The sequence below is a fragment of the Clostridium sartagoforme genome, assembly GCF_039521405.1.
In the GTDB taxonomy this organism is placed as follows: Bacteria; Bacillota; Clostridia; order Clostridiales; family Clostridiaceae; genus Clostridium; species Clostridium sartagoforme.
Map to the genome: position 1 here is coordinate 1 of NZ_BAAACH010000019.1, position 24,582 is coordinate 24,582.

General features: G+C 27.3%; 24 protein-coding genes and 1 tRNA gene. 23 read left to right on the plus strand and 2 right to left on the minus strand.

What is annotated here, in order from left to right:
• From ABDZ60_RS09005 to ABDZ60_RS09080, 16 genes are all read left to right on the plus strand, one after another.
• A partial coding sequence (locus ABDZ60_RS09005; protein ID WP_343777618.1) for an RHS repeat-associated core domain-containing protein occupies positions 1-1,215 on the plus strand: 1,215 nt, incomplete at its 5' end.
• Positions 1,216-1,486: 271 nt separating this feature from the next.
• The gene (locus tag ABDZ60_RS09010) at positions 1,487-2,110 is read left to right on the plus strand and encodes a hypothetical protein (protein ID WP_343777620.1); all 624 of its coding nucleotides are present in this window, start codon (positions 1,487-1,489) and stop codon (positions 2,108-2,110) included.
• A 51-nt stretch (positions 2,111-2,161) separates the two neighbouring features.
• Positions 2,162-2,431: a hypothetical protein gene (locus ABDZ60_RS09015; protein WP_343777622.1), complete on the plus strand. Its 270-nt coding sequence runs from the start codon at positions 2,162-2,164 to the stop codon at positions 2,429-2,431.
• A 536-nt stretch (positions 2,432-2,967) separates the two neighbouring features.
• Positions 2,968-3,924 carry an RHS repeat-associated core domain-containing protein gene (locus ABDZ60_RS09020; protein ID WP_343777624.1) on the plus strand — a complete coding sequence of 319 codons (957 nt, stop codon included), beginning with the start codon at positions 2,968-2,970 and terminating at the stop codon, positions 3,922-3,924.
• Positions 3,925-3,942: 18 nt separating this feature from the next.
• Positions 3,943-4,347 (plus strand): DUF6258 family protein, encoded by a 405-nt coding sequence (locus ABDZ60_RS09025; protein WP_343777625.1) that lies wholly within the window; start codon positions 3,943-3,945, stop codon positions 4,345-4,347.
• 519 nt (positions 4,348-4,866) lie between these two features.
• Positions 4,867-5,115, plus strand: a complete 249-nt coding sequence (locus ABDZ60_RS09030; protein ID WP_343777626.1) for a DUF2625 family protein — start codon at positions 4,867-4,869, stop codon at positions 5,113-5,115.
• A gap of 935 nt (positions 5,116-6,050) precedes the next feature.
• Complete coding sequence (locus ABDZ60_RS09035; RefSeq protein WP_343777627.1) at positions 6,051-7,019, plus strand: RHS repeat-associated core domain-containing protein; 969 nt, start codon at positions 6,051-6,053, stop codon at positions 7,017-7,019.
• A 1-nt stretch (position 7,020) separates the two neighbouring features.
• Positions 7,021-7,428 (plus strand): hypothetical protein, encoded by a 408-nt coding sequence (locus ABDZ60_RS09040; protein WP_047001728.1) that lies wholly within the window; start codon positions 7,021-7,023, stop codon positions 7,426-7,428.
• A gap of 614 nt (positions 7,429-8,042) precedes the next feature.
• Entirely contained in the window at positions 8,043-8,648 is a 606-nt protein-coding gene (locus ABDZ60_RS09045; RefSeq protein WP_343777629.1) for an FMN-dependent NADH-azoreductase, read from the plus strand.
• Positions 8,649-8,776: 128 nt separating this feature from the next.
• Positions 8,777-8,935 (plus strand): DUF1540 domain-containing protein, encoded by a 159-nt coding sequence (locus ABDZ60_RS09050; protein ID WP_084820779.1) that lies wholly within the window; start codon positions 8,777-8,779, stop codon positions 8,933-8,935.
• Positions 8,936-9,158: 223 nt separating this feature from the next.
• Positions 9,159-10,298, plus strand: a complete 1,140-nt coding sequence (locus ABDZ60_RS09055) for a mechanosensitive ion channel family protein (RefSeq protein WP_343777631.1) — start codon at positions 9,159-9,161, stop codon at positions 10,296-10,298.
• A gap of 163 nt (positions 10,299-10,461) precedes the next feature.
• Positions 10,462-11,520 carry a selenide, water dikinase SelD gene (gene selD / locus ABDZ60_RS09060; protein ID WP_343777633.1) on the plus strand — a complete coding sequence of 353 codons (1,059 nt, stop codon included), beginning with the start codon at positions 10,462-10,464 and terminating at the stop codon, positions 11,518-11,520.
• Positions 11,521-11,733: 213 nt separating this feature from the next.
• The gene (yqeC, locus tag ABDZ60_RS09065) at positions 11,734-12,462 is read left to right on the plus strand and encodes a selenium cofactor biosynthesis protein YqeC (RefSeq protein WP_343777635.1); all 729 of its coding nucleotides are present in this window, start codon (positions 11,734-11,736) and stop codon (positions 12,460-12,462) included.
• A gap of 22 nt (positions 12,463-12,484) precedes the next feature.
• Positions 12,485-13,294 carry a selenium-dependent molybdenum cofactor biosynthesis protein YqeB gene (yqeB, locus tag ABDZ60_RS09070; protein ID WP_047001725.1) on the plus strand — a complete coding sequence of 270 codons (810 nt, stop codon included), beginning with the start codon at positions 12,485-12,487 and terminating at the stop codon, positions 13,292-13,294.
• A gap of 153 nt (positions 13,295-13,447) precedes the next feature.
• Positions 13,448-14,047: a sulfurtransferase-like selenium metabolism protein YedF gene (gene yedF / locus ABDZ60_RS09075; protein WP_343777637.1), complete on the plus strand. Its 600-nt coding sequence runs from the start codon at positions 13,448-13,450 to the stop codon at positions 14,045-14,047.
• Between the two features lie 108 nt (positions 14,048-14,155).
• Entirely contained in the window at positions 14,156-14,698 is a 543-nt protein-coding gene (locus ABDZ60_RS09080; protein WP_343777639.1) for a hypothetical protein, read from the plus strand.
• Between the two features lie 233 nt (positions 14,699-14,931).
• Here the strand turns inward: ABDZ60_RS09080 and ABDZ60_RS09085 are convergent, their stop codons facing one another.
• Positions 14,932-15,492 carry an NUDIX hydrolase gene (locus tag ABDZ60_RS09085; RefSeq protein WP_343777641.1) on the minus strand — a complete coding sequence of 187 codons (561 nt, stop codon included), beginning with the start codon at positions 15,490-15,492 and terminating at the stop codon, positions 14,932-14,934.
• A 293-nt stretch (positions 15,493-15,785) separates the two neighbouring features.
• Between ABDZ60_RS09085 and ABDZ60_RS09090 the strand changes: the two genes are divergently transcribed.
• The 4 genes from ABDZ60_RS09090 (at position 15,786) to ABDZ60_RS09105 (ending at position 21,425) form a co-directional block, all read left to right on the plus strand.
• On the plus strand, positions 15,786-16,727 hold the full coding sequence (locus ABDZ60_RS09090; RefSeq protein WP_343777643.1) for an AAA family ATPase: 942 nt from the start codon (positions 15,786-15,788) through the stop codon (positions 16,725-16,727).
• Positions 16,728-17,981, plus strand: a complete 1,254-nt coding sequence (locus ABDZ60_RS09095; RefSeq protein WP_343777645.1) for a DUF58 domain-containing protein — start codon at positions 16,728-16,730, stop codon at positions 17,979-17,981.
• Complete coding sequence (locus ABDZ60_RS09100) at positions 17,982-20,360, plus strand: transglutaminase domain-containing protein (protein WP_343777647.1); 2,379 nt, start codon at positions 17,982-17,984, stop codon at positions 20,358-20,360.
• 219 nt (positions 20,361-20,579) lie between these two features.
• Positions 20,580-21,425, plus strand: coding sequence for a hydroxyethylthiazole kinase (locus tag ABDZ60_RS09105; protein WP_343777649.1), 846 nt, complete (start codon positions 20,580-20,582; stop codon positions 21,423-21,425).
• Between the two features lie 38 nt (positions 21,426-21,463).
• Here ABDZ60_RS09105 and ABDZ60_RS09110 read toward each other — a convergent pair.
• Positions 21,464-21,539, minus strand: a tRNA-Met gene (locus tag ABDZ60_RS09110).
• Positions 21,540-21,728: 189 nt separating this feature from the next.
• On the opposite strand from ABDZ60_RS09110, the gene rbsK reads away from it, so the two are divergent.
• Genes rbsK through ABDZ60_RS09125 form a run of 3 tightly spaced genes read left to right on the plus strand, consistent with a single transcriptional unit; the run spans position 21,729 to position 24,582 of the window.
• Complete coding sequence (gene rbsK / locus ABDZ60_RS09115) at positions 21,729-22,658, plus strand: ribokinase (RefSeq protein ID WP_047001719.1); 930 nt, start codon at positions 21,729-21,731, stop codon at positions 22,656-22,658.
• 5 nt (positions 22,659-22,663) lie between these two features.
• Positions 22,664-23,059 (plus strand): D-ribose pyranase, encoded by a 396-nt coding sequence (rbsD, locus tag ABDZ60_RS09120; protein ID WP_343777652.1) that lies wholly within the window; start codon positions 22,664-22,666, stop codon positions 23,057-23,059.
• Positions 23,060-23,076: 17 nt separating this feature from the next.
• A complete protein-coding gene (locus ABDZ60_RS09125; RefSeq protein ID WP_047001717.1) occupies positions 23,077-24,582 on the plus strand; it encodes a sugar ABC transporter ATP-binding protein in 1,506 nt (501 codons plus the stop codon).

The following is a 24,582-nucleotide window of genomic DNA, read 5'->3' on the forward strand; positions in this document are numbered from 1 at the left end:
GGAACAGCAGATAAAACAATAAACTATTCATATGGTGATGCAAATTGGAAGGATAAGTTAACAGCTTATAATGGAAAAGCTATTACTTATGATGAAATAGGAAATCCACTAACCTATGATGGATACATCTACACTTGGGAAGGTGGAAGAAGACTTAAAGGAATAACAGGAAATAATAAAAATATAAGTTACAAGTATAATGATAATGGAATAAGAACAGAAAAAACAGTAAATGGAGTAAAAACTAACTATATACTAAGTGGAGATTCAGTATTATTAGAAACAACAGGTGATGAAAAGATTCACTATACTTATGATTCATCAAATAACCTAGTAAGTATGAATATAACAAGTGGCAGTAATCCAAGTATAAATGGAGAATACTTCTATATAAGAAATCTTCAAGGTGATATAATAGGATTAATAGATAAAAATGGTACAGAAGTAGTAAGTTATAGCTATGATACCTGGGGTAAACTTATATCAATAGAAGGAAGTTTAAAAGATACTGTAGGAGTAAAGAATCCTTATAGATACAGGGGTTATAGGTATGATACTGAAACAGGAATGTACTATCTACAAAGTAGATACTATAATGCTGAATGGGGAAGGTTTATTAATTCTGATGCCATTGCAGGAAGTGTGGGAGAATTATTAGGACATAATTTATTTTTATATTGTAAAAATAATCCAATAATGTTTAAAGACCCAACAGGATTTAGGTACACGATAGGTACTACGGACTATGATGAAAAGTTAATTATTAATAGCAATCATGTGAGTGGAAAGGCTTGGCATTCTGAATGGAGTGGCACAGAAGTTGGATTTTTAGGAAAATCAGTTTCATTTGATAAGAAATTGAAAGTACAGGATAGTAATATAATTATCGGAGTCGATCTTTTAAGCGGAGAATCTAGTTTAGGAGTGGCAAATGGGAAATATAAATATTCAGAATGGACTATTATTGGACCGAAAGTTACAACGAATATAGGAGCTTCGCTAACAAAGAAAGGAATTGATATGGGGGTATATGGAAATGCATCAGCTGCTACAATGGGGGGAGAAATTATTATACCAATTTTCCAAAATGAGCTAGTACTGGGAGTAAATATTAATATTGGGACTATAGGGTTAGGAGGCTCGATAGAAAATGGAAGAGGAAAAATTGGTGTTAGTCTAGGATTAGGTGTTGATTTAATTTTTGGAATAGAATAGCAATAACAAGTGAGAATATGTATAAATTTATTTTTTTAGTATTATTTAAGGATTATCTTAGGTTAATTATATTTATTATAGAAGAATGAAAAGTTGATTTTTAAAGGTATATGTAACTTTGAAGAGTTTAAAGTAACGTAGGTAGTTATTTGTAAATATTAAATAAATTAATAGGTATAAATATATAAAAACTATATTTAATAAATATCATTGTTTACTAATAAATTAAATTAATATCTAAAAGAAAAAAATAGAAAAGGAGGGATTTTAAATGAAATTAATAGCTAAACAAGATATATCCCAAAAAAGAAGCTATGAATATGAAATTTTTCTGGAGAACACTAATAATAAAATATATCATGCAAAATTCAATTCTAGAAAAGATTGGATTATGAAACAGTTATATATATCTAATAGTGATAATAGTCTTATATACGAAATAAAACAGGAAGATAATACAGTTCCTAAAATAATTTTTAATTTTCTGAAAAAAATAAGTCCTATTCCTGTTGATAGGTGTAAATTTTATATTTATAAATTAGGAGAAAAAATAGGATATATACTAAGTACAACTAAACATGGCATTCATATTGAAGCTGTAATAAATGGGGCTAAATATGAAGCATGGAATTTATATAATAACTATATTTCTGTATATGAAAATGATAAACAAATTGCATTAATAGAGAGAGAAAGAATGAATAGGTATGCAGATATTTATTACATTAATTGCAATGATGATGTTTCTAAGGAGGTGATTATAATTCTTAATTTAATTACAGATATTGAATGCTTCACATTTGCACACCATAAGGAACCTGAATATTATAAAGTAATTCACATAGCATCTCCAAGAAAATTTGATAAAAACTGGTTACCTAATCAAGATAAATAATTATAAAAAATACCAGTTTTAGGAAAAATAACTACTTAGAGGGGAAATGAAATGAAGAAAAATATTATAATTTTTATTATTGGATTGTTAATAGTATATGCTGGAACGGGGTTAGTCTTTATGAAACCATCAGCAGATATAGTTGGAAAGTTATTAATTCTTGTTGGAGGATATATATCAATATTTGCTTATATTAATATTGGCAAAATATTAAAATTAAAGAAATATTTTATAGGACATGTTATTAATATAATTGGGAAGATAAGCTCAGTTCTATTTGGTGTTATTATGCTTTTTATAATTATAACTACGATCATGTAATGATAAACACAAAATGATCAACCCATGAACCACTAAATTATTTTAGCATGGATAAGGCTTTATTAAATTTGTAACTTAGTAGATTATGTTTAATCCAAATAAACAAAGCAGATGTATTAACTTAGTGTACAAATGTTTTGTTTATTTTTTATTAGATAAAAATAACTAAAGCTCTTTAAAACATATTAAATAAAACAATAAATTATTCATATGGTGATGAAAATTGGAATGAGGGAGTGAAACTTAGTTTTAAATAAAGCGAAGCTCTTTAAATCTTAGGTGAACCCCCATAACAGAAATAAATCCACTTAAAAAGATTTATTTTTGTTAGTAAAGTAACAGCTTATGATGGAAAAGTAATAACAGGAAACAATAAAAATATAAGTTATAAATATAATGACAATGGGATAAGAACAGAAAAAACAGTAAATGGAGTAAAAACTAGTTATATACTAAGTGGAGATTCAGTATTATTAGAAACAACAAATGATGAAAAAATACACTATACCTACGATTCATCAAATAACTTAATAAGCATGAATATTTCAGGAAGTAGTGATTCAAGTATAAATGGAGAATACTTCTATATAAGAAATCTTCAAGGTGATATAATAGGATTAATAGATAAAAGTGGTGCTGAAGTAGTAAGCTATACTTATGATACCTGGGGAAGGATTATATCAATAGAAGGAAGCTTAAAAGATACTGTAGGAGTAAAAAATCCTTATAGATATAGGGGTTACAGGTATGATACTGAAATAGGAATGTACTATTTAAATGCTAGATATTATAATCCTGAATGGGGAAGGTTTATTAATGCAGATGGTATTGTTGGAACTCCAGGGGGGCTTTTATCAGCTAATATGTTTGCTTATTGTGGAAATGACCCTGTAAATAGAGAAGATAGCAATGGATACCTTTGGGGGTTTATTAAGGCATTTGTATCCCAAATTGCAAATGCAATTAATGTACTTAGACCTGTATATGCAGTAGCTGGTGGAGCTGCATTAGGAGATGGCCCATTACCAATAGGAGATTTAGTTGGACTTGTTATTGCCAGTGTAGCAACTATTGCTGTGGTAGGAATTGCAACGTATAATAGCATAACATATTCTAGTGAATCAGATTCAGATGATGAAAACCTAGAGGTATCTAAAAAAGGAAGAGAGCCATCTCCAACTATAGATAGAAATACCGGTGAAGAAGTAGGGCGATTTGTTGCCGATGATAAAGGAAATGTAATGATTGAACCAAAAGGTGGAAGAACAGTGAGCGCCGGTAAAGGAGGAGTGGATACACATACTTTATATCCAAATGGATCAAATTATCATAGATATAATCCAAACGGACATCCTCCTAATTCAACTATCCCTCATGGACATGGGCATTTAAAAGGTACAGGCCCTGGTATGAAAGGACAAGGACCATCAATTGATGTTAATGGAAATGTAGTTCCGTGGGATAGTGCAGGTGCACATTGGCAAATAAGATAATAGGGAGATGATAGAGAAATGAGTCCAATTGAGTTTTTAAAATCAATATATTTAGGTGATAGATATTGTGAATCTTTAGATATAGATCATGAAAAAAAAGAAGTTAATATCAAGGTGAATCGTATTTCACGTATTAGAGATAAATCAGGAATTTGGGAATATTATTATGATGAGGATATTGAAGAGGGAGTTATAGTTATATATGGTGTTAATAATGTTGTATTGGATGAGTCGGGATTACTTCCCAATGACCAAATTTATGATATTTATGCAATAGAAATAAATAATGGAATTTATGAGTTTACAATTGAAACAAGTTATGTTGATGAAGAGGCGATAACTACTGATTTAATTTTTAAATTCATTGGCAAAGGGGTATATTTAGTAGATCCAAGTAATCCTAATATTAAGATTGAAAATTGAGGATTATAAAAAAACTATGAATTCTAGGATAGCCCAATGGAAAAAATTTGGATGTTTCTTGAAGATTCAAATGGTTCTCTAGATAATATATTTAATTAATTTGAAGCTTTAGTAAGGGTCAAGTATAGAGAATAATTATAATATGGGAAGATGTGCATTAAATTTACGAAGTAATAAAAGCAGTTAAATAAAAAGTCAATCTGAAAAATTATTAATGAATGGCTAAATAAAGTGGAAATTTTATAATGAACAAATGAAGATTCTGAAAGAGTACTAGATGGTTTTGTGATGGAATATTAATATAATATGGGTGGTTAAGAGTATTATGTAGTAGTTCAAAAAACTAAAAAGATACATTTCTATATGGAATAAACTAAATAATAATAAACCAAGAATAGATGGAGCACTTTTAGTTACTGATGATGTTTAGGGGAATTTCATGCAATAAATGCTGGAAATCTTGGAAGTGCTATTGTTAATGTATTTTATCTAGCTCCAGATACATTATAATGGAAAGATTTGCAGATAACTTTTTTAGAACTTGTATACTGGACCTTTACAGGTGATATAAATAAATTTTATGCGGATTTTAGATGGACAGGCTGGCAAGATGAAGTTAAATATGTGCTAGGAGATGAAGGTATTTCTATTTATAATTTTTTATGGGCAGAAGGATATGCTATTGAGAAACGTTCTAGGAGAATATTACCCATTGAAGAAATATGGGGAATTACAAATGAAAATAGAAAGAAGTTAGGAATTAGTTAGCATATTGTTTGCAAGGGACAAATCTTTATTTAATAAATGCTTAATTTTAAAACAATATGTAAGTTATGGTTTTGAACATCACCATAAGCATTATAAATCAAAAAATGAATAATTTCAAAAAGTTCACTTAAAATTCGAGAGTTAAGCAATATAGTTGTTTAGCTCTTTTTCTTTATATAAATTACTGCTTAAGCTTAAAGGAAAGTTTATTTATATACAAATAGTAACATAATAGTATAACGTTAAATGATATAGTGGATGTGTAAATTATAGGAAGATTAAATAAAAAATCAATAAATACAGGAAGTACAACCTATAATACTTCAGTAACATATGTAAAGGACTATGCAGAAAGAGAAACAAATCTTGTTTCAAGCTATACAAATGGAAGTAAAAAAATTCAATATTCCTATGATGCTCTTAAAAATATAAAGAGTATAGTTGAAAATGGTAAGACGACAAGTTTTACTTATAATGAATTAAATGAACTAGTTAGAGAAGATAATGGAACACTAAATAAAACAATAACCTATGAATATGATGCTGGAGGTAACATATTATCTAAAAAGGAATATGCTTACACCACAGGAACATTAGGAACAACAGCTAAAACAATAAATTACTCATATGGTGATGCAAATTGGAGGGACAAACTTACATCATATAATGGAAAAGCTATTACTTATGATGAAATAGGAAATCCACTAACCTATGATGGATACACATATTCTTGGGAAGGTGGAAGAAGACTAAAAGCAATAGCAGGAAACAATAAAAATATAAGTTATAAGTATAATGACAATGGAATAAGAACAGAAAAAATAGTAAATGGAGTAAAAACTACTTATACCTTAAGTGGGGATTCAGTATTATTAGAAACAACAGGTGATGAAAAAATACACTACACTTATGATTCATCAAACAACCTAGTAAGTATGAATATAACAAGCGGTAGCAATCCAAGTATAAATGGAGAATACTTCTATATAAGAAATCTTCAAGGTGATATAATAGGATTAATAGATAAAAGTGGTGCTGAAGTAGTAAGTTATAGCTATGATACATGGGGTAAACTTATATCAATAGAAGGAAGTTTAAAAGATACTGTAGGAGTAAAGAATCCTTATAGATACAGGGGATATAGGTATGATACAGAAACAGGACTATATTACTTAAATGCAAGATACTATAATCCTGAGTGGGGAAGATTTATTAATGCAGATTCATATACTGGAGATGGTGGATTGTTGTCACATAATTTATTCTCCTATTGTATGAATGATCCAGTAAATTTACAAGATCCAAGTGGAAATATAGCTATTTCAACATTAATAATGATAGGTGGATTAGTAGCTTGGGGAGCAGGGACAATATATAGTGCTGTTAAGCAAAAGCAAGCAACAGGTAAAGTTGATTGGCTTTATGCAGTTTCATATGGAGCAAGTTGGGGATATACAGCAATGACTTTAGGATTAGCTGCAGCTTCATTGGCATCTATGGCGTCATCAGTACCTTCTAATGCTACAGGTGGAAGTTCAGGCTCTACATCATTAACAGGATACAATCCTCAATTTGCAGCAAGGCAAACATTAAATGGTGGTAAAGTTTCAGAAAGTTCATTAAAAAGTTTAGTTCCAAAAGGAGTTCCAAATACATTTAAACCATCAAGTACAATTAGTGATGGATATAAATATAATTTCACAGCTAATGGAACTAAAATGGAAGTGAAATGGCATTCACCAGATTCATTTGCAGCTACAAAATTTGGTAATATGTCTAATTCAGGAAGTGGCTGGACTGCTCAAATAAGAGTGGGAGGTAAATTGTTAGGATTAGATGGAAACTTTTATCCAAGAAAAAATCCGAGTAATTTAACACATATTCCACTAATAGGAGGAAAATAGATTGGAAAAAAAGTTTTTAGATATACCAGCTTATATAACATCAGAAAAATTAGAATCATATTTTGAAGAATTTCTTAATTATTATGAAAATTGCTATTATAATATAGATGAGATTTTAGAAGAATTAGTTGAATTATCAGAAATACAATGGAATACACATGAGCTTATTTCAAAGCCTTTAAAAAATAAATTAGAGAATTATTTATTTAAAATAATTGATTTAGACTCATACCCAATAATGGATTTGATTTTTATAATAATTGGTAGATTAGGATTAGAGAATATCTATTTATGGATAATAGAAAATAAAAAATCTATTAAAAATATTGAGGTGATAAAGGATATAGAAGAAATTGAAAAAGAATATGGATACTCGTATGTAGATCCATATTCGAATTATTGGGGATAATTTCCGATATATATGACAACTTTTAATATATTTAATTTGTTTTTTTAGAATTATAGAATTACCATAATCTATTTAGTTTAAGTTCGACTGAAATAGCTTAAAAGTGATTAATTAAATTTAATATTTTAGAATCTGGCTTTAGTAATATATTAATTATTAGATTTAATATAATGTATATAAGTAAAATAAGTTAATAGATAAAATAGAGGAGCTTTATACAAACTCATATTATATTTTAACATAAAGTCTATTAATAAGAGGTTAATAATAGACTGATTATTTTTGTATAAAATATAAAAAATTCATTAATAATTTTCTCTATAAGTTTTTCATTTATAATTTTGCTTATACAAATTAAATTATATATTATCTGCTACTTGTTCCCTGTTACCTGACACTTGTTCCCTTTTAAAACTAGTGAATTATTATAATATTTTGCATATAGAAGGGAAATAATATATTTGTTAAGTATTAAATAAAAGATAAAAGAAATAATTATTATTAATTGATAATTATTTCTTGAAAAATATTCTGAAATACTTTAATATTTATATTATAGAATTATAAAAAATTAAATGCAGATTATATGCATTAATTGAAATTAGGAGGAAGACATGAGTAAAGTACTATATGTAAAAGCAAATATTAAACCAGAGGGACAATCAAGAACATTTAGGGTATCAGATAGTTTTATTGAAGAATATAAAAAGAATAATCCAAATGATGAAATTATAGTTTTAGATTTATATAATGAAAAAATAGATTTTTTAAGACTAGATGATTTACAATCAGTATTTGGTGAAAAAACTGAAGAAAGTAAAAATCACCCAATATTAAAATATGCTTATCAAATGGCAGAAGCTGATAAAATTGTTATTGCAGCACCAATGTGGAATTTAGGTGTTCCAGCAATAGTAAAAGCTTATTTTGATTATACAAGTGTAACTGGAATAACTTTTAAATATACTGCAAATGGCCCAGTTGGAATATGTAAGGCTACTAAAGCTATTATAGTTTCAGGAAGAGGTGGAGATTATACAAACCCAGTAACTTCACAATTTGAAATGGGAGAAAGATACTTAAGAACAATATTAGGCTTCTTTGGAGTAAAGGATATTAAGAGTGTTGCAGCAGAAAATCTTGATGTACAAGGAATGGATGTAGAAGCAATTGTTAATAAAGCAATTGAAGAAGCAAAGGAAATTGCAAAGGAATTCTAAATTTCATAAATTTAATGTGAAATAAAGGATTAGAAAGAATAATTGAATATCATCACTTTAAATCTATTATTTTCTATGAATAGTATCTATTTAAAAGTAAATAATAAGTTCGTAAGGTGGTGATTATAATGAATAAAAATCCAAATATAAAATGTACAGTTGAACAATGTAAGTACAATAATGCAAATGAAAGATATTGTACATTATCAATGATTGAAGTTGGAACTCATGAAAAAAATCCAACAGAACCAAAATGTACAGATTGTAATTCTTTTGAATTAAAATAATAGTATAAAAATATATTATTATTTTAATCGTAATGAAAAATTCCATAAAAATAGAGAAAGCAGATTTGCTTTCTCTATTTTTTATGTGAGAAAAATTATAAAAAATAAATAACAAATTTATTACTTGGATAAAATTAATACTTCTAGGTAAAAATAATATTTGATATAAAAATGTTATAAAAATAATATTTAACATTTTGTAGAAATCCTTTTAGGAGGAACTATGAAAGAATTAGAATATATTGTTTCAAAATTATTTAAAATAAGTATGAGTAAATACTTAATTGCAGTTATAGTTATAGCATTAGCTATAATTATAAACAAATATATAATAACAAAAATATTTGATTATATAATTAGAGCTGTAAAAAAAACTAAAACTTATGTTGATGATACTTTATTTAGAGCACTAGAAAAGCCTATTAAATTATATCTAACATTGTATTCTTTCTATATATCATTAAAAATTATAGATTTTGATGGATTAAACATTAATACAGTTACAAGTGATAGATTAAAAAAGATATTTTTAGTAATAGTGTTGTGCTATTTTTTATACAACTTAACTTTAGAAAATTCTTTTTTATATACAAGGATGCATAAAAATGGTGGAGGAAACACTATAGTATTTCCTTTTATTTCTATAGTAATAAGATTAATTATTATAGTTATTGGAATAAGTATAATAGCTAGAGAATTTGGGTTTACTGGATTTATTACTGGGCTTGGTATTAGTGGAGTTGCCTTTGCTTTAATGGCACAAGATGCCTTTTCGAATTTATTTGGAGGGATGATAATAGTACTAGATAGACCCTTTGCAATTGGAGATTGGATACAAACATCTCAAGTTGAAGGAATAGTTGAAGATATAACATTTAGGAGTACAAAAATAAGAACATTTTCTATGGCTGTAGCAACTGTACCAAATTCTAAGTTAGCAAATGAAAATATTATTAACTGGACTCAAAGAAAATTAAGAAGAATACATTTTAAATTCACTATAAAGTTTGATACAGAAATAGATAAAATAAAAAGTTGCTTAAATAAAATTGAAGAGTTACTTAATAATCATGAAAAAATAGATAAAGATTTAATTATTGTAAGCTTTAATGAATTATCAAGTTATGGGTTTGGAATTTTTGTTTATTTTTATACAAATGAACTAAATTACACATATTATGAAAAACTAAAACAAGAAATAAATATAGATATATTAAGAATACTTAGAGAAGAAAATGTGGAACTAATGTTTTTAACATTTAATTTTACCAATGGATTAGAGCATAGAGGCGCTAATTGTGAAACTGAATGTACAGAGTTAGAATCTATAAGAAATATAACTGAAGAGGAAAGAGGAAAATAGATAGAAAGACCTATCTATTTTTTTCTGTAAATTTAGTGGTATAATTTAATTATTAAGTAAACTATATTATCATTATTAAGTATTTTGATTAAGTGTTAAATTTTTATTGCAATTTATATAAAAGCTTAAAGAATAATATAAAAATAGTGTATGAGGTGAAGATATGAACATAAATAATAAAAAGCTTATGCAGTTATCAAAAAGATGTGGATGTGCTGGTAAGTTTACTCCTGAAGAATTGGCAGAGGTTTTATCAAATATAGAAGTTAAAAAAGAAGAGAGAGATCCTAATTTAATTGTTGGATTTGATAAATCTGATGATGCAGGTGTTTATAAGATATCAGAAGATCTAGCTTTAGTTCAAACTGTAGATTTTTTCACACCAGTTGCAAATGATCCATATACATTTGGGCAAATTGCGGCAGCAAATGCTTTAAGTGATGTTTATGCCATGGGAGGAAAACCTTTAACTGCATTAAATTTAGCTTGTTTTTCAGCAACTATAGGAGCAGAAATATTGGCAGAAATATTGAAAGGTGGAGCAGCAAAAATAAGAGAGGCAGGAGCTACAATTGCTGGAGGGCATACAATTACAGATGAAGAAGTGAAGTATGGAGTATCAGTAACAGGTATAGTTCATCCCAAAAAAGTAGTAACCAATTCAGGTGCAAAAGAGGGAGATGTACTTATCTTAACTAAACCGCTAGGCTCAGGAGTTTTAACTACAGCTTTAAAAATAGATTTTATTACAGAAGAAGAATTTTTAGAAGCAGCAACTGTTATGGCAACATTAAATAAAATAGCTTCAGAAGAAATGCAAAAAACAGGAGTTAGTTCATGCACTGATATAACTGGTTTTGGCTTTATTGGACATGCATATGAAATGGCAAGTGGAAGTGAAATTGAATTAGAGATATATAGTAAAAAAATACCGGTAATGAATAAGGTAATGGATTTGATAAAAGAATACTGCCTTCCAAGTGGAGCATATTCTAATGAAAAATATTTTGAAAAATGGGTTAACTTTAGTGAAGAGATTTCAGAACAGTTTAGATTAGCTTTATTTGATCCGCAAACATCAGGTGGACTATTAATTTCTGTTGAAGAAAGCAAAGCTAATGAATTATTAGAAAATATAAATAAGAGAAGTCAAATAAAAGCAGAGATAATAGGTAAGGTAGTTAAAAAGGGAAGCAATGGAAAAGCGATAACTGTCAAATAGTAATAAAATGCGAAGCATTTTTCTAGTGCACAGTTAACAAAGCACAATTCACAGTTATGGAAATAATTCAGCTCTGCTGAATTAAGAAATTCTTATATCAACAATCAAAGAGTTGATATAACTTAAACTTCAGAAACTACGAAGTAGTTTCATCATAAACTGTGAACTGTGAATTGTGCACTGTGAACTGAATAAATTAGGGAGTGGCTTGAATTGAAGTTGAATAGTATTTTAGAAATCGAAAAAAAGTCTATTATTTCTATAGTTGGTGCAGGTGGTAAAACTACATTAATGTACACTTTAGCAAAGGAACTTAAAAATAAAAATAAGGTTATGGTATCAACTACTACTAAAATATACTGTCCATCTAAAGAAGAAGTAGATTTTATAGCTACAGGAGAAGAATATAATACAATAAGAAATAATAAAGCTTATGGTATATATGCTTATGGGAAATTTATTAATAATGAAAATAAACTTATAGGAATAGAAAAGGATGAAGCTTCAAAATATGTAAATGACTTTGATTATACATTAATAGAAGCAGATGGATCTAAAAGTAAACAAATTAAGGGATGGAATAGCACTGAACCTGTAATTTGTAATGAAACCAATATAACAATAGGGGTCCTAAGTTTAGGAGCTTTAGGTATGAAAATAAATAATGAAAAGGTTCATAGATTAAAAGAATTTCAAAAGCTTACTAATTGTAAAATAGGAAATGACATAGGTATTGAGGAATTTATAAATATCATATTTAATGAAAATGGATTATTTAAATATTCTAAAGGAGAGAAAGTGTTATTTTTAAATAAATTAGATAAAGTAAATGAAGAAGATTTAAGGATACTTATTTCTGAAATAAATAAAAGAAATAATAAGTATATAAATAAAATTATAGTTGGAAGTTTAAAAGATAAATATTATAAAATTATAATTTGAAGAAAAGAAAGAGGGGAAAACTATGGATTTAGGGACTGTAGTAGTAAGAGGTGGAGGAGATATAGCATCAGGAACAATACAAAAGCTATATAGAAGTGGATTTAATGTATTAGTTTTAGAAATAGAAAAGCCTACAGCTATAAGAAGAAATGTATCATTTAGTGAAGCTATATATAGTGGAGAAAATATAGTTGAAGGAATAAAGGCTGTACATGTTCATAATTTAGAAGAAATAAATAGAGCCTTTGAAAATAAACTTGTTCCAGTAATTATAGATGAAAATGGAGAATTTATAAAAAAAGTTAATCCAATAGCAGTTATTGATGCAATATTAGCCAAAAAAAATTTAGGGACCAATAAATATATGGCGCCAATAACAATAGCACTTGGGCCAGGATTTAATGCTGGAGTTGATGTAGACATAGTAGTTGAAACAATGAGAGGTCATAATTTAGGAAGATTAATATTTAAAGGGTATGCAATGCCGGATACTGGAACTCCTGGTGAAATTGCTGGTTATTCTAAAGAAAGAGTAATATATAGCAAAGCAAATGGAAAAATAAAAAATTTAAAAGCAATAGGTGATATAGTGAAAAAGGGAGATATTTTAGCTTTAGTTGATGATATACAAATACTATCACCTATAGATGGATTATTAAGAGGACTTATAAAAGATGGTAGTTATGTTTATGAGGGATTAAAAATAGGTGATGTAGATCCAAGGTTAAAGGAAATAGAAAATTACACTACGATTTCAGATAAAGCAAGAAATATAGGCGGAGGCGTATTGGAGGCTTTATTAATTATGAAAAATATAAAATTAAATAATTAAAATATAAAATAAAAAGTTATTAAATAATTTTTTAATGAGAAGTGACTTTATAAAAGAAACTATGAATTGTTCATGGTTCACTAAATAAAGAAGTAGCTTTATTATTAACTTTCAATTAAAAAATATATTAAAATTATAAAAAGAGGTGTAAATATGAATATTATAGACTGTAAAGGCTTAGCGTGTCCTATGCCTGTTATAAAAACAAAAAAATATTTTGATTTAGATGATTCAAAGGAAACTTTAGTTATAGTAGATAATGAGGTAGCTAAAAATAATATACTAAGATTAGCTAAAGGATTAAAGTTAAATAGTAGCTTTGAAGAAGAAAATGGATTGTACAAAATACAATTATCAAGAGGCGAGTTTACAGAAATAAATGAAGCGGTTTATGAAGAATTAGTAGTTAATAAAACTTCAGCTCCAACTATATTAGTTTCATCAAATTTACTTGGAAGTGGAGATGATAAACTAGGTGAAACCTTAATGAAAGTATATATTAATACCTTAGCAGAAGCAGAGGTATTACCAGAAAATTTAATGTTTATAAATGGTGGCGTAAAGTTAACTTGTACTGGTTCAGATGTTTTAGATAGCTTAAATTCAATGAAGGAAAAAGGAGTTAACATAATAAGCTGTGGTGCTTGCCTTGATTTTTACAACTTAAAGGAAGAACTTAAGGTTGGGGAAATAGGAAATATGTATCAAATTATAGACTTAATGAACAAAAGTGGAAACACTATAAAACTTTAAATTGCAAGACAATTTTCTTAGGTGAAAGATATTATATTGAAGATATTTGTAGAAAAGTAATTTAAGATATATTGTAAAATATATAATAATTTATGTAGGAGTAGGCTTATGGATATAAGGTATAGAAATGAGATTGAGGATTATGTATTCTTTTCAAAATATTTTGTTTATAAGTATGCACATTTTGATAAAATTAAATACTTTATTAGTTCTATTGCATTTATTAGTGGGATATATTATTCAATTGAGTTAGATACTATAATATATTTTTTTACTAATTCAATAGCAATGACTTCTATAGTGTTTTATTTATTAAGAAAAATAGAGCCTAATTATATAAATAAAATTTGCAACAAAATAGTTTTAAAAAACTTTAATAAGTATAAAGATATGGCTTCTGAAAAAACTTTAAGCATAAGCGATGAATCAATTACTATAAATTATGAAGAAAGTATTTTTAAAATGAAATTAAATGAAGATATTAAATTTGATGTAATTGATAAATATATAACGATATTTAATATTAAAGATAGTGGATATAAAAATAAAATAATAATTCCTATTAATATTTTCAAGAGTGAAGATGATAAAAATAAATTTATTAAAGATATAGAAAAAAAGATTAGACACTTTGAAATTGATAAGCTGTAATAGTATATACTAAAAAACTTAATTAGTTGTTTTAAAAAGCATTAGATTTAAGATGCGCAGAAAATTTCTAGTTCACAGGCCACAAGATACATCTCACAGTTTTTTTCATTTTGTAGGTAACAGGGAATTGACATAAGATAGATATATATTATCTAGCTAGAAAATATAACATCTATTACCTGTTCCTTGTTACCTGTTATTTTATTTTTAATACTGTGAATTGATTAAATTTATTAATATTTTTCTTTTATTTTCTTATTAAACTTTTCATAAAGTACAATCATATCAGCTTCCGTTGAGTAAACTCCAACTTCATCGATTGGAATCCATTTTACTCCACTATTTTCATCTTCTTTGACAATAAGTTCATCATTTTCATCAGCTTCTAAAAGATAAGCCACTGATAAATGTAAATGAGAAGCTATATTTTTACCCCTTTTAATATGAGCAGGTACAGGTAAAACATCTAATGAGAAAATTTTATTATCTAAGGCCTTGATGTTTTTAATTCCTGTTTCTTCTTTTGCTTCTTTTATAGCAACATAAAGCAAATCACTATCTCCATCTGCATGCCCACCAGTCCAAGACCAAGAATTATAGATATTATGATAAATCATAAGGACTTTTGTTTTATCTTTATTTACTATATATCCAGAACTTGTTATATGAGCAAGGGGGTTTTCTCTGGTTAAAAGATTATTAAAATTATCTGTTGAAAATAAAATAGCTTCTTTATCTGCAGCTTCTTGCTCATTATATGGTTTATATTCTTTAATTTGTTCTATCCAATTCATAAAATAAATTCTCCTTAATATTAATGTATATAAATTTTTAGTTTTACTTATAAAAACATAGTAATGTTAGTTTACATAGTTCTAACAAAGGTGCTTATTTATTATGGTTTAATTTTATCTTATGTTATATAGTGATGCAAGGTAATCCAATTTTATTGGAATGGAAATCCGAGAAATTACTTTTTTATATGATGAATATAGGTAATATATGGATTTGGTATGATATAATTGTAAGTATATTAAAAATATTTAGAAGTTAATAATGCAAAATAAAGACAACTATGGAGGATAAAATGGGGAATAATTCAGAAATTGTAAAAAAAATAATTGACAATATTGAAAAAGTTATAATTGGAAAAAGAGAAACTGTTGAGTTGGTTGTTATTTCTTTAGCTTGTAGTGGACATGTTCTTATTGAAGATATACCAGGAGTTGGAAAAACTAGTCTTGTTTCAGCTTTAGCTAAATCAATAAGTTCTACATTTAAGAGAATACAGTTTACTCCAGATATACTACCATCAGATGTTACTGGATTTACTATATATAATCAAAGATCAGGAGAATTTGAATATCGCCCTGGTTCAATAATGAGTCAAATAATACTTGCAGATGAAATAAATAGAACCTCTCCAAAAACTCAAGCAAGTCTTCTTGAAGTTATGGAGGAAAATCAAGTTACAGTTGATGGAATAACATATAAAGTTCCACAACCTTTTATGGTTCTTGCAACTCAAAATCCAGTTGAATACTTAGGTACTTATCATCTTCCAGAAGCACAACTGGATAGGTTTTTTATGAAGGTATCAATAGGATATCCATCACCACATGAAGAAAGCAAGATATTATCAAATCTTAAATTTAAGAATCCAATAGATTTACTTGACCCTGTAGTTGATAGTGAAGAAATAATACTTGTTCAAAATGAAGTAAGAAATGTTCATGTAGATAAGCTTTTAAGAGATTATATAGTTAATATTATTGGAGAAACTCGTAATCATCCACAAATATTACTAGGATCAAGTCTTAGGGGTTCTATATCTTTATTTAAAGCTTCACAAGCATGGGCTTATTATAAAGGGAGAAATTATGTTATTCCAGATGACATTATGAAAATGGCAGTACCAGTACTTTCTCACAGAATAATATTAAAACAAGAAGCAAAGATTAAAAAAATATCTACTGAAGACATATTAAACTCAATAATTAACGATATTGATATTCCAATGGTGAAGTAAATGAAATTAAATAGAATTTTATATTTAAGTTTACTTATTATAACATTTACTTTTGTATATTATTATGGTGGAAAAGTACCAAATATGTTTTTTTATACAGTGTTAGTCCTTCCTATAGTTTCTTTTACATATATGCTAATAGGCTATTTTATGCTAAAGTATGAGCAAAGTCTTGATAATGATTTAATATTTAAGGGAGATAAAGTAACTTTTACAGTAAATATAACTAACAGAAGTTTTTTTATTCTTCCATATATAAGTATTAGCTTCTTAAATGATAAAGGTGGAGTTATACAAAAACATAAAATAAATAATATATCACTACAACCTTTTTCTAAGAGGGAAGTTTCTATTGATTATATATATAAATATAGAGGAGATTTTAAGCTAGGGGTAAGTACCATTGAAGTACAAGATTTTCTTGGGATTTTTAAGTTCACTCTAAAAAATAAAACCCCACTTTATATAACAGTGTATCCGCAAATTATAGATATTGATGAGTTTTATTTAAGTTCAGGTTACCTTTCAGATAATGTGTCAAGTATTGGAGGGGGACAAGAGGATATATCCACAATTGAGGAGATAAATAAGTATAATTATGGTGATAGTTTAAGGAAAATACATTGGAAGTTAACAGCTAAGACAAATGAGTTAATGATAAGGGAATATGAAAAGGTTGGTTCTAGAAGTGCAATACTTATACTTGATTTACAAAGTAATAATTTTGAAGTAGAAAAGAATGCTGCTATTGAAGATAAGTTGCTTGAAACTACAATTGCCATATTAAGATATTGTATATACAATGATGCAGAGGTAAAGCTTATATATGATAGTAAAGGCATTAATGCTATTAATTACAGTAATTCTTTAGATTTTCAAAAAGCTTATGAAGCCTTAGCGAAAGTTGAATTTAATCAAAAGACAAGTTTTAAGGATATAATTGAAAGTGAAGTTAACTGCAATATAGGTAAGGCAGATATAATAATTGCTACTTTTAATATTAATTATATTCTTTATGAAGAATTAAATAAGGCAATATTATTGGGGTGCAATATAACCTTAATTTATATATATGGTAACGAAAAGATAGAGAACAACAAAGCAGAGGATAAAGAAAATCTAAGTAAAGTTCATGAGGATAATGAAGCAAAAACTATACTTGCTTCATTATCAGAATTAGGGATTAAATTATATGAAATTAATATAGAGGAGGATATACAAGTAGTATTTAAGCAAGGAGGTAAAAGAAATTAAATGGAGAGTTTTGTAAAGAAGGGCTTAAGCTATACTATGGACTTAATACTAGCAATAACCTTAAGTTTTAGTTTAGTTTATGCTTTTACTTCCACTTTTAAATTGGCTTATAAAGCACAAAATGTATTTATAGCTGTTTGTATTGCTTCAATTATATATTCAATTTTATTTATTAATAAGTTATCTTTAAAGATTTTTGCTATTTGTTTATCTTTTATTTTAGTAGGTATGTTAGTTACTTTTTTTACAAATCCATTGGAGCTTACTTTATTTATTAAGAATATAAGCTCATTAACGGCTTTAATTGATAAGCAAGTAAATGGTGAAATAGTTCTTAGCATAAGATATCAAAGGAATATATTTATAGCTTTAAGCGCTATTATTCCATTAATTGTGTATATATTTTCAGTAAAGAAATTTAATTTTTACATCCTATTAATTGGTGGGGCAAGCGTATTTGTGGGACAATGGATAGTTGAAAATTTTAGAATTTATTTTTCCTTTTATATATTTTTATTTATTATTTTAATATACTATTTAAAATATATTTACTTAAGAAATATTAAATTAAGTAAAGAAAATAATAAAGTTCCAATAAGCTTTTTAATCTCTTGTATTCCAATTTGTGCAATAGTATTGATTTCATCTTATTTCTTATCATCTAGAGATAATCCTATAGAACTTAGTTGGATAGATTCCAAAGCAAGACATGTTAGTAATAATACTAAAAAGGGATCTAATACTGGAAGTAATAATTATTTCAAAATAAGTTCTACTGGTTTTGGAGATGATAATTCAAGGCTAGGAGGGAATGTTTCTATAGATAATACACTCGTAATGAAAGTGGAGGCGCCTGAAAGTGGAATATATTTAAAAGGAGCAGTTAAAGAAATATATACAGGTTATTCATGGGAAAGCAAGAAGTTCGGATCAATTAAGTTAGGTAGTATGCTTGAACTTAATAATTTTGATGATGATTTATTTGAACTTCTTCAAGGGAGTAAGATTGTGTCAAATGAAACAAATATTTTAGAAGAAGGTTTTGATAAAAGCTTTATAGATATTACTTATGAAAATTTAGATATAAAAACAATATTTATACCATCAAAGGTAAGTAACTTAAGTTCTGAACCAGAGAATTCCTTATATGTTGTTAAGGATCTTTATGGAATACTATTTAGTGAAAGTATAATGCAAAAGGGATTCAAATATAATGCAGAATTATATAAGATAGATAAAAATAATGAAGATATTTATAATTTATTGAGAAGAAGCAAACAAGGTTTATATAGTGAATACATAGAACATAATTATATAGGCTCTGAAGGTAATGAAGGAAGTAGAGATTATGTTATAAGTTTAGAAGCAAAGTCAAAGGATATTTATAATGAATATCTTCAGTTACCTAATGAACTTCCTAAAAGGGTTTTTGATCTTGCTTTTGAAATAACTTCATCAGTAAACAATAATTATGATAAAGCAAAAGCTATAGAATCTTACCTTTCACAAAATTATAAATACACTTTAATGCCTGGAAGTGTACCAGAGGATAGAGATTTTGTTGACTATTTTTTATTTGACTCAAAGGAAGGCTACTGTACTTATTATGCTTCAGCAATGACAATACTTGCTCGTTCAATAGGCATTCCAACTAGGTATGTTGAGGGATATGTTTTGCCAGAGAGATCTACAGATGGAATATATGAAGTTACAAATAAACAAGCACATGCTTGGGTTGAAGTATATTTTGAAGGATTTGGATGGATGCCCTTTGAGCCTACTGCACCATTTTTAGAATCTTTAAATAATACAACTGAAGAACAGATTTTAAATACACAAAACAAAACAAAAAAGGAAGAAGAAATCGATGATGAGGTTGAAGATAGTAAACCAAAGAATAACAATGAGACCTTGAAGGAAGAGGTATCAAATAATGTAAATGATATAGAATCAAAATCAAAATTATTTATAAGAATTACTATACAACTATTGGTTGTTTCATTATTATGGATATTTATTGTTCCTTATTTTAAACGGAAGATTGTTATTTATAGATTGAAAAAGTATTCTTCAAAGCAAGAAATAATTAAAATATACAAGCGTCTTTTAAGAGGTTTTTCACTACAAGGACTTAAAATAAATATTGGAGAAACACCATTACAATATGCACAAAGGGTAGATGAAATATTAGATTCTAATGATTTATCCTTTAAAACTATAACAGATATTTTCAATAAGGCTTGTTATAGTAATGAACCTATTAGTAAAAAAGAAATTCAAAATATAATTGATTTTTATAATACAGTTCCTATTTATTGCAAGAAGAAACTAGGAAAGTTAAAATATTTTATATTTAGTAATATATTAGGAGTAATTTAAAATATAATATTAACTAAATCAAGGAAGGTTATTCTTAACCTTCCTTAAAATTTGCATATATTTTATATTAATCTAATTCCTTCATATTTTTATAATTATTAATTGGTAACTTAAATATATGTAACATATAAAAATATAGTCGAATAATATGTATAGATATAGTATAAGCATTACTATATTGCTAGAATTTAAGTTCAGGATGTAAGAGAGGATACAAAAATGCAAATTGGTATAAGGGCATTAGACGAGAGTTTAAACTTGCAGAAGCAAAAAAAACCTCTTATACACTGTATCTCCAATTCAATTTCGGTAAGAGATTTAGCGCAAGGAATTTTATGCTATGATGGTAATCCTATAATTGCAAATTTTGTTGAAGAAGCACCAGATATAACATTTAAATGTGATTGTCTATTGATTAATTTAGAAGATTTAAGTGGGGCTAAGGTAGAAGCAATTGAAAAATCAATTAGGGTTGCAAGAAGAAAAGGTATTCCAGTTGTTTTAGATATAATGGGAGTAGATTTTTCATTTCTTAGAAAGGAAATAGCATTAAGATTCATAAATAGATACAATATAAGTGTTGTGAAAGGAAGAGTAGAGGAGTTTAAGATATTAACCAGTAGTGATGATAAATTAAAGAACAAAGATTTTAAGGATTTAAAATTAAAAGAAAATATAGAAGCTAGGGTTGATTTAAGAAGCTTTTCAAAAAGGCATAATATAATATTAGTTGTCCAATGTGAAGATTATTACTTAACTGATGGGTTTAGTGAATTTTATGTTGAAGGCTATCAAAATGAGTTTAGTAATATATTGGGAACTGAATCTATATTATGTGGATTAATTTGTGTAGGAATTGCATCTGCAAGCAATAATGAACAAAGATTTAGAGCCGTCTTAGTTGCTATTATGACTATAGCAGTAAGTGAAAAAATAGCTATACAAAAGAACTTAGAGCCTAAAAAGAATAGAAGGCTAAAGGAATACTTATTAGATGAAATAATTAATATAAATGCAGAGAAATTAAATAGATTAGCAAAAGTAGAATATTCATTTGTAAGATAAAATAAATATAAAAAGCTTTGGAAAATCCAAAGCTTTTTTGGTTGCGGGAGCAGGACTTGAACCTACGACCTTCGGGTTATGAGCCCGACGAGCTGCCAACTGCTCCATCCCGCGATATTAAGTTGCTGACCTCAGCCAGTAGGTTAAGTATAGTCTTATTATATGATAAAGTAAAGCAAAATATAAAAGAAATTTTTAATTTTTTTTAATAAACTACTTGAAAAACGTTTACAAATGATTTATTATATAGTTAATCGATTTAGTAAACCGTTTTACTAAAAATAATAATTAGGAGAGAGATTTATGAATAAGATATGTGTACTTGGAAGCATGAATATGGATTTAGTTTTAAAGGTTAAAGATATCCCTCAAGTAGGAGAAACTATTTTATCAAAATCTTTTGAAAAGATATCAGGAGGAAAAGGTGCCAATCAAGCAGTAGCAGCTAAAAGGTGTGGCTCAGATGTAATAATGATATCTAAGATAGGTAAAGATGATAATGGGTTAATACTTAAAAATAAATTAAAAGAAGATAATATAGATGTAAATTTTATATATGAAGATGAAAAAGAAGCAACTGGAATGGCAATTATAATGGTTAATGAAAATGGAAATAATTCAATAATAGTTGTTCCAGGATCAAATATGACAATGAATGAAGAAGAAATTGATAAATCAGAAAAGGCTTTAAAAGAAAGTGATATATTAATATCTCAATTTGAAACACCAGAAGAAATTACTTTAGAAGCATTTAAAAGAGCAAAGAGGCTTGGAAAAATAACTATATTAAACCCTGCACCAGCTAAAAAAATAGATGAAGAACTTTTAAAAGTAACAGATATCATAATACCAAATGAAACAGAAGCAGAAGTTTTAACTGGTATAAAAGTAGAAAATTTAGAGGATGCCAAAAAAGCAGCACAAGTTTTCTTAAATAAAGGAGTTAAATTTGTAATTATAACTTTAGGTTCAAGAGGAGCTGCGGTAATAGGAGAAAACTTTAATGAAGTAGTTCCTGCATTTAAAGTAAATGCAATAGATACAACAGCTGCAGGAGATAGTTTTATAGGCGGATTAAGTTCAAAATTAGATGTTAAAAACATTAATAAAGAAAATCTTATAGAAGCAGTAACCTTTGGAAATAAAGTATCATCAATAGCAGTTCAAAGAAAAGGAGCACAACCTTCAATACCATATTTAAAAGAGGTAGAAGAGGCTTATGGAAGGAAGTAAATCAAATGAGAAAGACAGTATTATTAAATAGTAACTTAAGTTCAGTGATATCAAAGATGGGTCATACAGATATGTTAGCAATAGGAGATTGTGGATTACCAATACCTAATGAAAGTGAAAGAATAGATCTAGCATTAATAAAGGGAGTACCAACATTTATACAAACTTTAAAAGCAACATTAGAAGAACTACAAATTGAAGAGGTAATATTAGCTAAGGAAACTGAAAGTGTAAGTCCAAAACTTTTTGAAGAAATAAAAAAAGTTATAGGAGATGTAAAAATAACATTTGTATCTCATGAAGAACTAAAAAGAAATTTAAAGGAATGCATGGCAGTAATTAGAACGGGTGAACAAACACCTTATGCAAATATAATTTTAAAATCAGGAGTTGTATTTTAGTTAAGGAGGGTATTTATATGAGTAAAAAGATACCAATGCTAAGAATGGAAGGAGTATCTAAGATATTCCCAGGGGTTAAGGCTCTAGACAATGTTGATATAACAGCTTATGGTGGAGAAGTTACAGCTTTAATGGGTGAAAATGGAGCTGGTAAATCTACTCTAATGAAAATATTAAGTGGTGTATATCAAAAGGACCAAGGAAAAGTATTTATAGATGGAGAAGAAGCAAATATAAAAGGAATAAAGTCAGCAGAAGAATATGGTATTACTATTATCCATCAAGAAATGAGTGTTTTAAACAACTTAACAGTTGCAGAAAATATATTTTTAGGAAATGAAAAATATCAAAAGTTTACAGGGAAAATAAATAAAAAGGAACTTATTGAAAGAAGTAAATTATTTTTAGATCAAATAGGTGCAAATATAAATCCTAATACTCTTGTTGCTACCTTAAATGTTGGAGAAAAACAAATGGTAGAAATAGCAAAAGCATTAACTAAAAATGCAAGAGTAATAATAATGGATGAGCCAACTACTGCTTTAACAGAAGTAGAAACTAAGAATTTATTTAAAGTTATAGATAGTTTAAAGAAAAAGGGAATTGCAATAATTTATATATCTCATAGAATGGAAGAAATATTTGCTATATGTGACAGAGTTGAGGTTCTTAGAGATGGAAAGTATGCAGGAAATGCTTTAATAAAAGATATTGATAATGATAAATTGATATCAATGATGGTTGGAAGAAAAATAGAAGATCAATTTCCTTATAGAGAAATAAAAGTTGGAGAGGATATATTAGAAGTTAAAGATTTAAGTGCAAATGTTGGAATAAAGGATATAAGCTTTAATGTTAAAGAAGGAGAAATCCTAGGAATAGCTGGGCTTATGGGGTCTGGAAGAACAGAAGTTGCAAAAACAATATTTGGAGAATACAAGAAGACTTCAGGATCTATAAAAATAAAGGGAAAAGAAATAAATATAAAAAATATTCAAGAAGCCATAGATAATGGAGTTTGTTACTTATCAGAAGATAGAAAAAAAGAAGGCTGCGTTTTAAGTTTATCTGTAGCAGAAAATATGATTTTATCTAATTTAAAGAAATATGAAGGTAAAATGATGTCTATAGATAAAAATAAAGCAGTAAAAGATGTTGATTATTATATAGATAAAATTAAGATAAAGACGCCGAATAGAGATCAATTAATAAAGAATTTAAGTGGTGGAAATCAACAAAAAGTTATACTTGCAAAATGGCTTATGTTATCTCCAGAAGTACTAATAATAGATGAACCTACAAGAGGGATAGATGTAGGTGCAAAAAAAGAAATATATGAATTATTAAATGAACTTAAAGCTTCTGGAAAAGCAATAATAATGATATCTTCAGATTTACCAGAAGTTTTAGGAATAAGCGATAGAATAATTGTTATGAGTGAAGGAAGAATTTCAGGAGAGTTGAAAAGAGAAGAAGCTTCACAAGAAAGTATAATGAAATTAGCTGTTGGAATGAATAAATAG